This is a genomic window from Erythrobacter sp. MTPC3 (genome assembly GCF_042854385.1).
Classification (GTDB): domain Bacteria; phylum Pseudomonadota; class Alphaproteobacteria; order Sphingomonadales; family Sphingomonadaceae; genus Erythrobacter.
In genome coordinates, this window is sequence record NZ_BTGP01000010.1 from 47,038 (window position 1) to 61,805 (window position 14,768).

13 protein-coding genes are annotated in these 14,768 nt (G+C 62.1%); 4 read left to right on the forward strand and 9 right to left on the reverse strand.

The window, feature by feature from the left end; translation table 11 throughout:
• Window positions 1-6 precede the first annotated feature (6 nt).
• From ACGHU1_RS13585 to tsaD, 6 genes are all read right to left on the reverse strand, one after another.
• Entirely contained in the window at window positions 7-363 is a 357-nt protein-coding gene (locus tag ACGHU1_RS13585) for a response regulator (protein WP_390587799.1), read from the reverse strand.
• Window positions 364-439: 76 nt separating this feature from the next.
• Entirely contained in the window at window positions 440-1,108 is a 669-nt protein-coding gene (locus tag ACGHU1_RS13590; RefSeq protein ID WP_390587801.1) for a hypothetical protein, read from the reverse strand.
• A gap of 146 nt (window positions 1,109-1,254) precedes the next feature.
• On the reverse strand, window positions 1,255-2,925 hold the full coding sequence (locus ACGHU1_RS13595) for a von Willebrand factor type A domain-containing protein (protein WP_390587803.1): 1,671 nt from the start codon (window positions 2,923-2,925) through the stop codon (window positions 1,255-1,257).
• Window positions 2,926-3,050: 125 nt separating this feature from the next.
• Window positions 3,051-4,550 carry an oligosaccharide flippase family protein gene (locus tag ACGHU1_RS13600; protein ID WP_390588034.1) on the reverse strand — a complete coding sequence of 500 codons (1,500 nt, stop codon included), beginning with the start codon at window positions 4,548-4,550 and terminating at the stop codon, window positions 3,051-3,053.
• A gap of 62 nt (window positions 4,551-4,612) precedes the next feature.
• Window positions 4,613-5,614, reverse strand: a complete 1,002-nt coding sequence (locus ACGHU1_RS13605; protein WP_390587805.1) for an NAD(P)H-dependent glycerol-3-phosphate dehydrogenase — start codon at window positions 5,612-5,614, stop codon at window positions 4,613-4,615.
• A complete protein-coding gene (tsaD, locus tag ACGHU1_RS13610; RefSeq protein ID WP_390587806.1) occupies window positions 5,611-6,675 on the reverse strand; it encodes a tRNA (adenosine(37)-N6)-threonylcarbamoyltransferase complex transferase subunit TsaD in 1,065 nt (354 codons plus the stop codon). The genes ACGHU1_RS13605 and tsaD overlap by 4 nt, the downstream gene beginning before the upstream one ends.
• An 89-nt stretch (window positions 6,676-6,764) precedes the next feature.
• Between tsaD and hemC the strand changes: the two genes are divergently transcribed.
• From hemC to ACGHU1_RS13625, 3 genes are all read left to right on the forward strand, one after another.
• Window positions 6,765-7,676 (forward strand): hydroxymethylbilane synthase, encoded by a 912-nt coding sequence (gene hemC / locus ACGHU1_RS13615; protein WP_390588036.1) that lies wholly within the window; start codon window positions 6,765-6,767, stop codon window positions 7,674-7,676.
• On the forward strand, window positions 7,673-8,353 hold the full coding sequence (locus tag ACGHU1_RS13620) for a uroporphyrinogen-III synthase (protein WP_390587808.1): 681 nt from the start codon (window positions 7,673-7,675) through the stop codon (window positions 8,351-8,353). The genes hemC and ACGHU1_RS13620 overlap by 4 nt, the downstream gene beginning before the upstream one ends.
• A 78-nt stretch (window positions 8,354-8,431) precedes the next feature.
• Window positions 8,432-9,367 carry a hypothetical protein gene (locus tag ACGHU1_RS13625; RefSeq protein ID WP_390587810.1) on the forward strand — a complete coding sequence of 312 codons (936 nt, stop codon included), beginning with the start codon at window positions 8,432-8,434 and terminating at the stop codon, window positions 9,365-9,367.
• A 9-nt stretch (window positions 9,368-9,376) separates the two neighbouring features.
• On the opposite strand, the gene ACGHU1_RS13630 is transcribed toward ACGHU1_RS13625, so the two are convergent.
• The gene (locus tag ACGHU1_RS13630) at window positions 9,377-10,603 is read right to left on the reverse strand and encodes an FAD-dependent monooxygenase (RefSeq protein WP_390587812.1); all 1,227 of its coding nucleotides are present in this window, start codon (window positions 10,601-10,603) and stop codon (window positions 9,377-9,379) included.
• Window positions 10,604-10,682: 79 nt separating this feature from the next.
• Between ACGHU1_RS13630 and ACGHU1_RS13635 the strand changes: the two genes are divergently transcribed.
• On the forward strand, window positions 10,683-12,767 hold the full coding sequence (locus ACGHU1_RS13635; protein WP_390587814.1) for a protein-disulfide reductase DsbD family protein: 2,085 nt from the start codon (window positions 10,683-10,685) through the stop codon (window positions 12,765-12,767).
• On the opposite strand, the gene ACGHU1_RS13640 is transcribed toward ACGHU1_RS13635, so the two are convergent.
• Entirely contained in the window at window positions 12,706-13,263 is a 558-nt protein-coding gene (locus ACGHU1_RS13640; protein ID WP_390587816.1) for a hypothetical protein, read from the reverse strand. The genes ACGHU1_RS13635 and ACGHU1_RS13640 overlap by 62 nt on opposite strands.
• Window positions 13,260-14,768 (reverse strand): S10 family peptidase, encoded by a 1,509-nt coding sequence (locus ACGHU1_RS13645; protein WP_390587818.1) that lies wholly within the window; start codon window positions 14,766-14,768, stop codon window positions 13,260-13,262. The genes ACGHU1_RS13640 and ACGHU1_RS13645 overlap by 4 nt, the downstream gene beginning before the upstream one ends.

A 14,768-nucleotide genomic window follows, 5' to 3' on the forward strand; every position in this document is an offset into this window, starting at 1 on the left:
GTTTGATCAGGCCGCTTCGAGCACCTGATTGACCGCGGCGAGCATTTGCGTCGGCGGGCATGGTTTGGCGAGGGTCTGTGCCTTTGGGAAGCGCGCCTTGACCTCATCCCTGGTGTAACGGCCCGAATGAAAGATGATCGGGACGTTTTCGTCTGTCAGTTTCTGGGCGAGGGGAAAGACGATGCCATCATCGAGTTCAATGTCGAGGATCGCGAGCGCGGGTTTTTCTTTTTGAAATGCCAGCATCGCATCGGAAATACCGGCATGCGGCCCTTCGACTTGAAAGCCTGCTTCAGCGACAGTGTCGCACAGATCGTATGCGACGATCATTTCATTTTCGGCAACCAGAATCTTTTGAGTCATGGAATTCCCCTGCGCTATTTTTATCTGATCCCCCAATCAATCCCAACACAGGGGAAGTAATTATGTTCCCGCCAAGTCACTTGTTCTGGCCAAATCTGTCCGAGAAACCGGCCTGATCGCCTGCTGCGAGCAGTTTCGCCTGTTCGACCCATTGATCGCGGGTAATGCGGCCCTTGAACCGGCCCAGCTGCGCATCTACCCTTTCGATATCCGCATCCGACCATGCCGCAATCTGGTCAAACCGCGTCACGCCCAGTTCCGCAAGCAGGGTGACGAGTTTCGGTCCGATGCCCTTGATCTGGCGAAGGTCGTCCGCCGCCGCAGTTGCAGCCGGTGCCGGCGTTGAAACTGGCGCCGGGGCGGGAGTCGGTGCGGAAGTTGGTGCTGGTGCTGGGGTTGGTGCTGGGCTTGGCGTCGGCGCGGGAATGGGCTCCGGCACTGGATCGCCCACGGTCGGCGCGACGGAAACGCCCGCTTCTGCATCGGCAGAGGCACCCGCTGCGGCGATCTTGTCTGAATTGGCGTTGGCAGATAGCTGCCCGACATCTTGCTCAACTGAGGCAGGCGCGTCGATAAGCGCCTGATTGCGCGCTGCACGTTCTGCGCCATCGTCGAGGACATCGCCCTTGTCCTCGCCCACGACATTGGTCGTCTTGTTAAGGCGAAACAGCAGCCAGATGGCAAAGATCAGAACGATCACGCCGATCAGTATCAGCGGAAGAGCTTCGGTAAATTGAGGTGACATGCGTTTGCTACCTTCTTGCTGGAATCAGAATGATTGCCTGCCCCCTAGCAGTGCGAGGCGCTGGCGTAAAAACGAAACGCGCAAGAAAAAGCCGGGATGCGGTTTTTGCGCATCCCGGCGTGATCATCATCCGTTACCGCAGGCGATTAGCCGCCGTTTTCCATCGCTCCTGCCAAGGCGTTGAGCTGGAGAAATTCTTGCCGCCAGTAATTGTCCTGTTTGCCCGCCAGTGCGCCGATATCTTCGTGGCCAAAGCCATTCATCAGATCATCACCGCGCAGCAGCTGGCCGAACGCCGCGACCGATGCGGCAAAGGCGAAATCGCCGGTCGGAGCCTTGGCGCGGCGCACATCGGCATAGCTGACGACATAATCGATCAGCCTGGACGTATCGCCATCGGGCAATTTGTAGCGCAGTTTGACATGCGCGGCCTCGGCCATCGATTTGGTCGCGGCGCTCTGGATCGGATTTTCGTATCGGCGCGGCGCGATCCAGCCGCGCACGCCATTTGGCACGATTTCATAAATCGCCGTGACCTGATGGCCCGCCCCGATATCGCCTGCATCCACGGCATCGTTGTCAAAATCCTGTTCGCGCAGGATCCGGTTCTCATACCCGACTAGGCGGTATTGGCTGACCACTGCCGGATTAAACTCGACCTGGATCTTCACATCCTTGGCAATGGTGAACAGCGTACTGCTCATTTCCTCGCCGAGCACCTTTTTCGCCTCCAGCGCGCTGTCGATATAGGCGTAATTGCCGTTACCGTGATTGGCGATCTGCTCCATCAGGGCTTCGTTGTAATTGCCCGTTCCAAAGCCGAGCGTGGTGAGCGTGATGCCGCTCTCACGCTTTTTCTCGATCATTTCCACCAGCGCATCGCGGTCGGACAGGCCGACATTGAAATCGCCGTCAGTCGCCAGGATGACGCGGTTTACGCCGCCTTCGATGAAGTTGTCCTGCGCGATGTTATAGGCAAGTTCGATGCCTGCACCGCCAGCAGTCGATCCGCCTGCCGAAAGTTGATCCAGAGCGCGCCGGATTTTCCCGATATCGCTGGTCGGTTCCAGCACCAGCCCCGCTGCGCCTGCGTAAACCACAATTGAAACGCGGTCGTCGTCGGTGAGCTGTCCTGCCAGCCCTGACAAAGCGGTTTTGACGAGTGGTAATTTGTCGGGGCTGTTCATCGATCCCGATACATCCATCAGGAAGACGAGGTTTGCCGCGGGGCGCTCATCGGCTTGAATGTCATATCCGCGAAGCCCGATGCGCATCAGGTAGGTGTCTTCGTTCCACGGTGTCTTGGCGACATCTGTGCTCACGGTGAAAGGCTGCGAACGGTCTGTTGGCCGGTCGTAGTCATAGCGGAAATAATTGATCATTTCCTCGGTCCGCACCGCATCGCGCGGCGGCGTTGAACCCTGCGTCAGGAAACGACGCGTATTGGCATAGGCGCCGGTGTCCACATCGACAGAAAAGGTCGAAACGGGCTCTGCACTGACAAGTTTGACGGGCGACACTTGCTCGCCATCATACCGCTCGCGTCCCGGATCGCCCGCGACAACGACCGGAGCGATATACGCGCTGTCATTGGAATATCCGGCGACCCGGGAACCAGTGACTACGATTGATTGAGTTTCTGCCACCGGTGCGCCTGGCGATGGAAGCGGCGGCGGGGGAGGGGGAGGAGGGGGCGATGCTTTGGCAAGATCATCCGACGGCGCATTTCCGGTGCTTGCCACGTCGCCTGTTTGCGCCGCGCACCCGGCGATGAGAACACCCAGAACAAATACGCTGGTGAGTTGAAGTTTACGCATTTCGTACCTCCCGATTTACCCTGCGTAAAAAGTCGGTCTCGCGGCGTGAATAGCGACTGAACGCCCCGTAAGGGCGATGAAATGTGAGCGCGAAAATTCGGGAAAACCGCCGGGAAAGGTCCGTTTCAGGCAGGCGTTTCGGCATCCTCAACCGGCACAGGGACCGGGCTTTTCTTGCTGAACAGCAGCCGTTCGTCCCGGCCTAGGCCGCGTTTCCAGATCACTGCGAGATACGTGCCAAGGATCGCCGGAACGCCGAATGCCAGCTCCATCCATTCCGGCAATAGCGTCGCGAGAAACCCGACGACCACCGCCGGTCCTGTGGCCCAGACCAGTGCCCAGCGCCAATTGCTCACCGGCGCTTTCAGCAAGGTTTTGAGCACCAGCGCCTTGATCAGGCTGGACACGAGCAAGGCGATAAACAGCGCCAGCGCCGCGCCTGCGGCCATGAAACCTTCGTCCATCCCCAGATGGTTGGCGAGCAATATGAAGCCGACGGTCAGCACGCCTTGCAGCGTGATGATGCCGACCGAAATCGCCAGATTGCGTTTGCGCGCGATGTACACCAGCACGCTTTCCGAAACGACGGCCATCGACGCGACGACTTCTGCTGCCAGCAGAATCGCAAGCGCGCCCGTCCCGCCGACGATTGCTGGCCCGCCAAGTCCCATCACCGCCTCTCCCGGTATTGCGAGCGCGAGGGCAATGCCCAGTTGCAGGGCGATGATCCAGAAACCCACCTGCTGCACCTGATTGGCGATGGCGGTGAAGTTACCGATTTTCAGGTTCTTCGTGATGACGGGCGACAGAATCGGTTCAAAACTGGTTTTCAGTTTCTGCGGAACGCTCACGACTTCCTTGGCAAAGAAATAGATGCCGACCGCGCCCGCCGATGCGGATTGGCCCAGCAGGAACACATCAAGCAGCCGGGTTCCCCGCTCAATCACGTCAGCCCCGATCAGTGGCAGCGCGCGCGCAGTCATTTTACCGAGATAGCGCGGGCGCGGGCGCCACTCTTTTGGCAGGCCATATGTGCGCAGGAACGTCCACAGGGCGACAGCCAGCGCGGCATAGATCGAAGTGACATAAGCCAGCGCAAGGCCGCCCGCGCTGAATGTCGGAATGAAGAACAAAGCGCCCACCGCGAGTGATTTTGTCCACGGCTCCACAATCGCGCGGGCGCGCACTGTGGTTGCAATGTCATAGCGGTACGCCTGCGCGGCGAGCAGTATCTCCGTCAATGCGAAGGCGGGGATCGCGGCGATCATCCAGGTATCGAATTCGCTGTTCGTCCCGCTTGGGAAGATGATGACTGGAAACACCAGCAGCAATGCACACGCCGTGAAGGAGAACAGCAACGATGTTAGCATCCCGTCAAACACTAGGTTGGCCGGTGAACCCACATTATCCTCCGCGCCCTCTGCCAGGCGCTGCGCCAGCCCGCGCTTTTCTCCGAGCGCGCATACCAGGGCGAGTATTTCGATGATGACAAATGCTGCGGCAAACCGGCCCATCTCATCAACGCCGTAAAGCCGGTATCCGATGAACAGAAACGGGATGCCGCCGAGCGCGCGGATGATGAAGCCCAGCGTGTTCGTTCGCCCGCCTTTGGCAAGCGTGGCCATATCGTCGCCGCCCTTTTGCGGGTCCAGCGGCGGAACCAGCGGATCGGCAGGCGGCTGCGTGGTCAAGCGCGCTTTTCCTGTTCGTCCTTCAGCGGACGGGCTAGCAGTGCTTTTACGACTTCACGCGGATTATCACCGGAAAGGATTGCATCGACAGCGGCAGTGATCGGCATGGCGATGCCGCGCTCCAACGCCAGTTCGGCAAGCACGGGCGCGGTGTGCGCACCCTCTGCTACGGTCCGGCGGTCGGCCATCAGATCGGCCGCAGGCTTTCCTTCCCCCAGCGCCTTGCCCAGCGAGAAATTGCGGCTGGAGGTGGACGAACAGGTCAGAACCAAATCGCCAAGCCCGCACATTCCGGCGAGCGTCTCTGTCCGTGCGCCCAGCGTTTCGCCAAACCGCAGCATCTCGGCATATCCGCGCGCGATCAGGGCGGCGCGCGCGTTCTGGCCCAGCTCAAGCCCGTCAACCAGACCGCACGCAATGGCGAGCACATTCTTGATCGCGCCGCCAATCTCCGCGCCGGTCACGTCATCTGTGAAATAGGGGCGGAATGCAGGGCGCGCGACCGCCGGTGCGATCCGGTCCCACTGGGTGCGGCCACCACTGCATGCAAGCGTGACGGCGGTGGGCAAGCCGGCGGCAACTTCATGTGCGAAGGTCGGGCCGGAAAGCACGGCAACCTCGCTATCAGGCGAAGCAGCGCGGGCGACATCGTTCATCAGCCGCTTCGTCCCGGCTTCGATCCCCTTCGAACACAGGATAAGATCGCGCGGGGCAGCGGGCAGGTCTGTCAGGACCGCGCCCAGCACCTGCGCCGGGGTCACGCACAGAACCGTATCCAGCGCGGAAAGCTGGGACAGGTCGCCGGTCGCGCGGATCGTCTTGGAAAGCTCCGCGCTGGGCAGGTAAAGCGGGTTGCGCTGTGAGGTGTTGATCGCATCCACCACCTCGTTTTCATACGCCCAGATCATCACATCGCGTCCATCGCTTGCGAGCATCTGGGCCAGCGCGGTTCCCCATGCGCCCGCGCCAATCACGCCAATGGTCTGCAAATCGCTCATGCTTTCACTCCCGCCCCGCGCGCGCTTTCGGCATCCGGATCTAGCGGCCAGCGCGGCCGCGCCTTGATATCCAGCGGATCGCTTTCGCCCAAATGCAGCCGTTCACAGCCCGCCCACGCGATCATCGCGGCATTGTCTGTACACAGTTCCAGTGGCGGCGCGGTAAAGCGCATCGCATGTTTTGCCGCCAGCGTCTCCAAAGCGGCGCGCACGGTCCGATTGGCCGCCACACCGCCCGCCACCACCAGCGCAGGCATCGGGCCGGTTTCGCCCAGCGCCTTTTCCAGCCGGTCAATGAGGCAATCGACGGCGGCCTGCTGGAAACTCGCGGCGATATCAGCAGCGCTGTGATCGCCGCTATCGGCAGCGCGCATCACGGCGCTTTTCAAACCTGCGAAGGAGAAATGCGGTTCCGCGCTGCCTTTGAGCGGGCGCGGCAGGGGCACAGCTTTCGGATCGCCACCGAGCGCGAGTTTCTCAACAGCCGGCCCGCCGGGATAGCCAAGGCCGAGAATTTTCGCCGACTTATCGAATGCCTCACCCAGCGCATCATCAATCGTGGTGGCAAGGCGGCGGTATTTGCCGACCGCCTCGACGCTCAAAATCTGGCAGTGCCCGCCCGATACCAGCAGCAGAAGATAGGGAAATTCGAGCGCGTCATCGGCAAGGCGCGGCGACAGCGCGTGCCCTTCCAGATGATTGATTGCCAGCAGCGGCTTGCCCGCCGCCATCGCCAGCGCCTTTCCGCTGACCAGCCCCACCATCACTCCGCCGATAAGGCCGGGTCCGGCTGTCGCGGCAATCGCATCGACATCGTTGAGGGCAATGCCTGCATCATCCAGCACGCTTTCGATCATCGGGGCGAGCCGTTCGGCATGGGCGCGCGCCGCAATTTCGGGCACTACACCGCCATAGGGCGCGTGCTCGGCTTCCTGACTGGCGATGCGCTGCGCGATGATCGTGCGGTCGCCCTTTACCAGCGCAACCGCGGTTTCATCGCAGCTCGATTCGATCCCCAGAACGAGGCTGTCGGCCAAGAGGTTGTGCGCAGCGGGTCCCATCGCGCTTCCACTTAATGCGTGTGTTGGCTAGGGCAAGCACAGCGATGAATAGTAATACACAATCAGATGCCGCCGCGACGCGGCCAAAGATGCGATTGGGGACGCGCAATTCGCCTTTGGCGATGGCGCAGGCAATCGAGACGAAAGCCCGGCTATGTAAAGCGCACGGCTGGGCGCAGGACGAGGTTGAACTGGTCCCTGTCATGGCAAGCGGGGACAAGGTTCTGGACCGCCCGCTGTCCGAAATCGGCGGAAAGGCGCTGTGGACGAAAGAGTTGGACGTGTGGCTGGCCGATGGTTCGATTGATGCTTCAGTCCACTCGGCAAAGGATGTCGAGACGATCCGCCCGGACGTGTTCCACTTCGCCGCGTTTCTGCCCCGTGCCGACCGCCGCGATGCGCTGATCGGCGCGCCGAGCATTGCTGCCATCCCGCATGGCGCAGTTGTGGGGACAAGCGCGCCGCGCCGTGCCTCTCAGCTGCTGAACCTGAGGCCCGATTGCAAGGTGGTGACGTTTCGCGGCAATGTTGCAACGCGCCTTAGCAAGCTGGAGGCGGGCGAGGCGGATGTGACTTTCCTCGCGGCGGCAGGGCTGTTGCGGCTGAACCAGACCGAGGTCGGCAATCCGCTGGAAACAGGCGATTGGATCCCCGCCGCCGCTCAGGGTGTCATCGCGCTGGAATGCCGCGCCGATGACGATGCTGCCACAGCCGCGCTCGCGGCCATTGATCACCAGCGCACGCGCAGCGAACTGACGGCGGAGCGGGCGCTGCTCGCGCATCTTGGCGGCACATGCCACAGCCCGGTCGCCGTGCTGTGCGAGGAAGATGGCGGTTCGCTGACGATGCGCGCAGCAATTTTCAGCCCGGATGGCACGCAAAGGGTCGAAGGAACCGCCAGTTTTGGTGCAGGCGACCATGATCCGGTGCGCGAACTTGCCGCCGACCTGCTGGGCCGCGCGGGACCGGATATTACCGAGCATTTTTCAGGCAGCGCATGACCCGCATCCTCGCCATCCGGCCCGAGCCGGGGCTGTCTTCGACGCTGGAGACAGCGCGGGCGATGGACTTGCCGATATGCGGGACACCGTTGTTTGAAATCCGGCCGCTGCGATGGACGCTGCCTGACACTGCGAGCTTTGACGCGCTGCTGATCGGGAGCGCGAATGCCATGTTGCATGGCGGCAATCAGCTGGAAAAGATCCGAGAAAAGCCGGTCTATGCGGTAGGAAAAGCCACTGCGCGCGCCGCGGAGGCGGCAGGGTTTATCGTCGCATCGCGCGGCTCGGGCGGTTTGCAGAATGTGCTCGATACCATTGATACGCCGAATCGCCTGCTCAGGATTGCGGGCGTACAGCACGTCGCGCTGGTTCCGCCGCCCGGCGTAAGCATTCAGACTGTCATCGCGTATGAAAGCGCCCCGCTGCCGCTGGACCCGGCGATGCTATCCGATAAACCGGAGAGCATGATCGTCCTGCTGCATTCAGCATCTGCGGCGGAGCATTTCGCGGATGAATGCAGCCGCTTGAAATTGGATCGGTCACGCATTGAAATCGCCGCGCTTGGCCCGCGCATCGCTTCAGCAGCGGGCAAGAATTGGCGGGCTATCCACGTTTGTGAACGCCCTGACGATGCCGCTTTGCTGGAAATGGCCAAGGCATTGTGCCAACAGGGATGACGGCTCGCCCGATTGCTGGGGAGCCGGTAGGACACAGGCGCCGCAAACGGCGCGATACGGGTCAAAGACTGGGAAGCAATGGAATCGAAATACGGTAGCCGGCGAAAACCATCCTCTGGGAAAGGTATCTGGCTGGCTGGGATTGCATCCTTTGCCATTGGCGGCCTGCTGGTCGGATACGTGGTCTGGTATAATGAGAACCAGGACGACCCGCCCGCAATCGCAGCGCAAGCGGACCGAGTGGAAATCGCGGCCAGCCCGTCCTCTTCGCCAAGTCCGCTGCTAACCCCGACACCGACCCCGCTTTCCGAGCCGATAGAGCCGGAAAATGCCGAGGAAGCGGTTGAGGCTGTCACCGGTCTTGCCGAACAGCAGGGCGGTCTGGATCAGCGCCTGGCCGCTGCCGAACAGCGTCTTGCACGGCTCGATCTACAAGCGCAGGCCGCTGCGGGCAATGCCGCCCGCGCCGAAGGGCTGCTGATCGCATTTGCCGCCCGCCGCGCGGTCGAACGCGGGGCAGAGCTAGGCTATCTCGCCGACCAATTGCGCCTGAGATTTGGTGATGAGCGCCCCAATGCGGTCAACACGATCATCAATTTTTCGCGCACCGATCCGCCGATCCGGCTCGACACGCTGCTCGCCCGGCTCGAAGGGTTGGGGCCGCAACTGGCGGAAACCGATGAAGGGCCGTCATGGGCAGCATTCAAACGCGAACTGGGCGAATTGTTCGTGATCCGGCGCGAAAGCACGCCGTCTCCTCAGCCAGAACGCCGGCTGGAGCGCGCGCGCTTCGCCTTGGAACAGGGCCGCTACCAAAACGCGATTGATGAAATCAGCGCAATGCCCGGCGCCGAACGAGCCGACGCATGGATCGCAGATGCGGAGAAATTCCGCGATGCGATGGCTGCGCTTGAGAATATCGAGACGGCAGCTGTGCTCGATCAGGGCGGATTGCGCGACGGGGCTGGCAACCTGATCGGACAGTTAAGCCCGATTGGCAGCGAAGAAGAATAACCCGCCGCTTCAGGCTTTAAGCAGTTCGGGCAGATCGCCAGATACGCCGCGCGCTTCGTTCATGAAAAACGTTTTGAGCGCGCCGGTGCGCTGAACGCCCGCCATGCCCAGACGGCGCGCGGCAGAAGCTGCCTTGCCCGGCACACCGAACAGGCGCGTCAGCCCGTCCGTGGCAAGCGCGACCATGAAGCTGTCGAGCCCGCGCCAGTTTTCGTACCGTTTCAGCAATTGCGCATCGCCGGGGTCAAGGCCGATACGCGCGCCATCGGTCAGCACTTCGACCAAAGCAGCAGCATCGCGCAGGCCGAGGTTCAGACCCTGTCCTGCAATCGGGTGAATGCCGTGCGCCGCATCGCCGATCAGCGCGAGGCGCTCTCCGGTGATTTTGGCGGTGTGGTGGAAGCCGAGCGGCCATGAAGACCGCGAACCGACGCTCGTCACATCGCCCAGCACGTCGCCCATGCGTTTTTGCACTTCAGCCAGAAATGCGCGGTCGCCCAGCTTGGTAACAGCTTTCCCGTCCTCTTCCGAAACGGTCCAGACCAGCGATGACCGGTGCGTGCCATCGGCATCGTCGTTCATCGGCAGCAGTGCGAACGGTCCTGCGGGATAAAAGATTTCCCACGCGACGTTGTCATGCGGTTTGGAGTGGGTCAGTCCGGCGATGATCGCGCGGTGTTTGTAATCCCATTTGGCGATGGTGATCCCCGCGCCGTCGCGCGTCGGCGATCCGCGCCCCTCCGCGCCAACCATCAGGCGGCCTTTGACCTTTTGCGGCTCTCCGCCTTCGCGCGAGATTACCGCCGCTGCGCCGAATTCGCTGCGCTGGCGTTCAATCACTTCGGCTTTCGACACCCAGTTGATCAGCGGCTCGGCGGCGGCGGCTTCAAACATAGCGAGGCGAAGGCGGCGATTGGGGAACATGCGGCCCAGCGTGCCTTCGTGAGGTTCGGGCTGGAAATCGAGCCTGCCGGGCAGGTTCTGGTCGGTCACCGCGATGCTGGCGATATCGCAGGCGAATTCCTCAAGTCCGTCGGCAATCCCGATATTTCGGAACAGATGCCAGCTGGCAGTCGAAATAGCGGTGGCGCGGTCATCAAAACCCTCTGCCGTCAGTTCGGCTGGATCGGCGCGGTCGATTACGTGGCTGGACATGCCCTGCCGCGCCGCTGCCAGTGCCAGCGTCATGCCGACAAGTCCGCCGCCGAGGATCAGGAGATCGCGTGTGTCATTCATGGCCGTGTTGCCGCCTTGCTAGTGTTCGTTGCGATTACGATATGGAGTGCCTAGAGGGTCGAGTGTGTCCGAGGCAAGAATGTTCCCATACCCCGCGCGTCAATTGCTTGCATGGCTGATTGCGTGCGCTGCAATAGTGGCAGCGATTGCCCCCGCTGCGGCGCAGGAAATTCCGGCAGAGGCGCGCTACGGCGATGAGAATATGTCGGCGGAATTGCTGGCCGATGGAATGCCGGTCGCGGGTGAGGAATGGATGCTGGCGCTGCGGTTCACGCCCAGCGCACCGGAATGGCACGGATACTGGTCCAATCCCGGTGACGCCGGACAAGGCATGACCGTTACCCTCGATCTGCCCGACGGATGGGAGGCAGGCGAGGCGCTATATCCCGTGCCAGAGCGGCTGGTGATCAGCGGCCTGATGAACCATATCTACGAAGGCACTTACGCGGTCCTGATCCCTATCGATGTGCCAGCCGATGCGGAGATAAACGGTTTTCCGCCTGTGCGCGGCTTCGCTGAATATCTCGCCTGCACGGACCGGATCTGCGTGCCGCAGGATGCAGTGCTGAACGCGCGTTCGGGCGGCGATTTTGCGCGTTGGCGAGCCGAGATTGCCCCGCTGATCGATTCGACCGGGACGTTTGAAATCACGGGCGACCGGCTTCGGCTGGCCATTCCGCTGCCCGAAAGCGTGGGCCTGTCACAGCCGCATGTCTTTGCGGCGAACACCCGCCTTGTCGATTATGCCGCAGTGCAAACTTTCATGCGGCCCGGCGGCGATATGTCTGACACGCTCGTCGCAGAAATCCCGCTCGACGAATACGGCACCGGAGAGGCGGACGCGTTCGCTGGCATTCTCGCTTTCGGAGACGGGGCCGGGGTGCGGTTTGAGGCTGTGCCCGGCGCGGTTCCGGCGGGCGGCGAAATCATTGCTGGGCCGGTGGGCATGGGCACTCCGCCGCTCTGGACGCTGATTTTCGGCGCGCTTGTCGGCGGGTTGATCCTCAACATCATGCCCTGTGTATTCCCGATCCTGTCACTGAAGGCCTTGTCATTGGCGCGCGCTGGCGAAAGCGAGGCGCAGGCGCGGTCGGAGGGGCTGGCTTACACCGCAGGGGTGGTGCTGGCCTGCGTAGGCCTGGGCGCGCTGATGCTGGCATTGCGCGCGGCGGGCGAGCAGGTGGGCTGGGCGTTCCAGCTGCAGGAGCCGGGCGTGGTCATTGCTCTGCTGGTCGTCGCAGTCATCATCACCGTCAATTTCGCCGGCCTGTTCGAACTGCCATCCCTGCCGTTCACTCGGAGCGGGAAACCAGGCGGCGCGTTCGCCACCGGATTGCTCGCCGCATTCGCCGCGACGCCCTGCACCGGACCTTTCATGGCGGCGGCGCTGGGGGCGGCATTGCTGTTGCCGACCACACAAGCATTGCTGCTTTTCGCGATGCTGGGGCTGGGGCTAGCGCTGCCGTTCCTGCTGATCGGATTTGTCCCCGCGCTGCGTAACGCCCTGCCAAAGCCGGGACCGTGGATGGACACTTTCCGCAAGGTTATGGCGATCCCGATGGGCCTGACCGCGCTCGCGCTGATCTGGCTGACGGTTCAGCTGGGCGGGCGGGGATTTGCGATGTTTGCGCTGGTGATGGTGTTTGGCATTGTGCTTGCGCTGGCTGTGGTCGGACGGCTTCAGACGGCGGGCAAGATGGCGTGGCCTGCATTCGGGTTGGTCGCCGCGCCCTTTGTGATATTCGGGGCGTTCGCTCTTCCGTCGAGCTATGAAACTCCGGGCGCGAGGCTTTCGGAATCGATCCATTCTCCGGTCGCATTCAGCCGCGAAGCCTTGTCGGAGGCGCGCGCAAGCGGTCAGCCGGTCTTCCTGTGGTTCACGGCCGATTGGTGCGTCACCTGCAAAGTGAACGAAAGCGTTGCGATTGAACGGGAAAATGTGCGCGACGCTTTCGAAGAAGCGGGCGTGATCGCGATGGTCGGTGACTGGACCGTGCGCGACGAGGAAATCACCGCTTTCCTGACAGAGCAGGGCGCTGCCGGAGTGCCGCTATACCTCTGGTATGATCCTGCCTCTGAGGCGGAGCAATTGCCGCAGGTGCTTACCCCTGATTTGCTGGCGGATCGGGCTCGTCAGAGCGCACAGACGATCGGCAGCGACTGAGGAATTGTTCGGGCAGCGGGCTTGGGTTCAGCTGCACGATACCGGCTCCAGGCACTGTAATTGTCATCTGGCGCGGTCCGGCCAGCGGCTCCCACGCATCGTCGTCTGCGGCCAGATCGCCCTGCCAGATTATCCTGCCGGATACCTCGACTGCCTCAACCTCGATCCGGCCGATCGCGCCGTTACCGATCAGCGCCAGCAATGCGCTCGCCCCCTCATCAGCAGGAGCCAGCCGGGAAATGCGCATCACGCCCGTTTCGCGGCAGGCCAATGCGGCAAGAGCAGGTTCCCCCGGTATGCCGTAAATGATCCGCCCCTCTTCCGCAGAAGGTGTCCACAGCGCGCCTTCTGTGTCGGGTGAGGGCAGCGGCTTTGACGCGGTGCTGACCTCGGCATCCGGCGCATCGCGGGTCAGCGCGTCATCAGTGGGCGGCGGCTTGCACGCGGTTACGTTGGCGAGCGCCAATACCGCGAGGCCGGAGAAAGTGCGCTTCATCGGGCGCGGATAAATTCGCGCAAATCCGCGCTCAGCTTCGCGCGGTCCTCGTCGCGGATATACATCATGTGCCCCGCATCGTAATATTCATAGGTCACGCGGTCCTGCGGGATACCCATGCGGTTGAGCGAATATTCTGCGCCGAAAAACGGGGTGGCAAAATCGTACCAGCCCTGCGCATTGAACACGCGAAGCTGCGAGTTTTGCCGCATCGCCCGCCCGATATACGGCGCGACGTTCAGGTAGGCGTTGCGCCCCTGCGATGGCAGCGTCCAGTCCCAGTTGCGCCCCGGTTCGCGCCCGATGGAATTGTATTCGCGCGTCGTTTCAAAACCCAGTCCGGCGCGCGCCCATTCATTGATCGTGGCGGTGTAGCCGGCATCGATCCCGTAAAAGCTGGGGTCGCTATCCGGCGTTTCGCCCGCATTGTCGTAATCTGTGCCGGTGTATCGCGCATCCAGCCGCCCGATGGTCAGCCCGCGATCACGCAGCAGCTCTTTATAAAATCGCTGGGATGTGACGCGCAGGTTCGCCTGCTCCAGATATGCCGGAGACAGCCCGGTCAGCCGCGCCATTTCATCGCGAACGGCGGCGCGTTCGGCGGCGGGCAGGTCTTGCCCTTTCAGCAGCGCAGCGGCGAAGGGCCCGATGGCGAATTGGCGCGCTTCCTCGGCAATCGCCTCAACCGACGGGGCCTGCACCTTGCCGTGATAAAAGGCCGCAGCGGCCATATTGGGCAGGGTGACGATATAGGCCATCTCATTGCCCGGTGTCGGCTCACGTGCGGCGAAATCGAGGATGGTCGAGACGAGGATCAGGCCGTTCAGCCCGACATCGTTGTAAGTGCCGCCTTCCAGTTCATCCACGACCATCGCAGTTCGGGTCGTCCCATAGCTTTCCCCGCCGAGATATTTGGGACTGTTCCAGCGGCCATTATCATTGATCCAGCGCCGGATGACTTCCGCAACGGCGCGCGCATCCTGCCGCAGGCCGTAATATTTCTTGGGATCGGTGCCCTTGGTCAGATAGCTGAAACCGGTGCCCGGCGGATCGATAAATACAAGGTCCGCCACGTCCAGCAGGCTTTCAGGGTTGTCGACCAGCGGATAGGGCGGCGCACCATCGTCGCGCGCATCGGAGGGGATCGCGACCCGTTTCGGACCCCATGCACCCATCTGGAGCCACACCGAGCCAGAGCCGGGACCGCCATTGTAAATGAAGAACACCGGGCGCGAGGTGTCGCGCGGTGATTTGACGTAGGATGTGGTGACAATGACCGCTTCCTGTTTGCCATCATCGTCCGTCAGGATCGTCTCACCAATCGTCGCTGTATACGGCACGCGAACCCCGCCATACGTGCCCGAAAGCTCGCGGGATTTTACCTGCGGGGTGATTTCGGCGGAGGGTGCGGCGGCTGGCGTCTCATTGTGGTCATCGGCGAGGACCGGAGCAGCGGCAAGACACAGGGCGGCGGCGCTGATCGCGCTGAAGGTTTTCAAATTCAT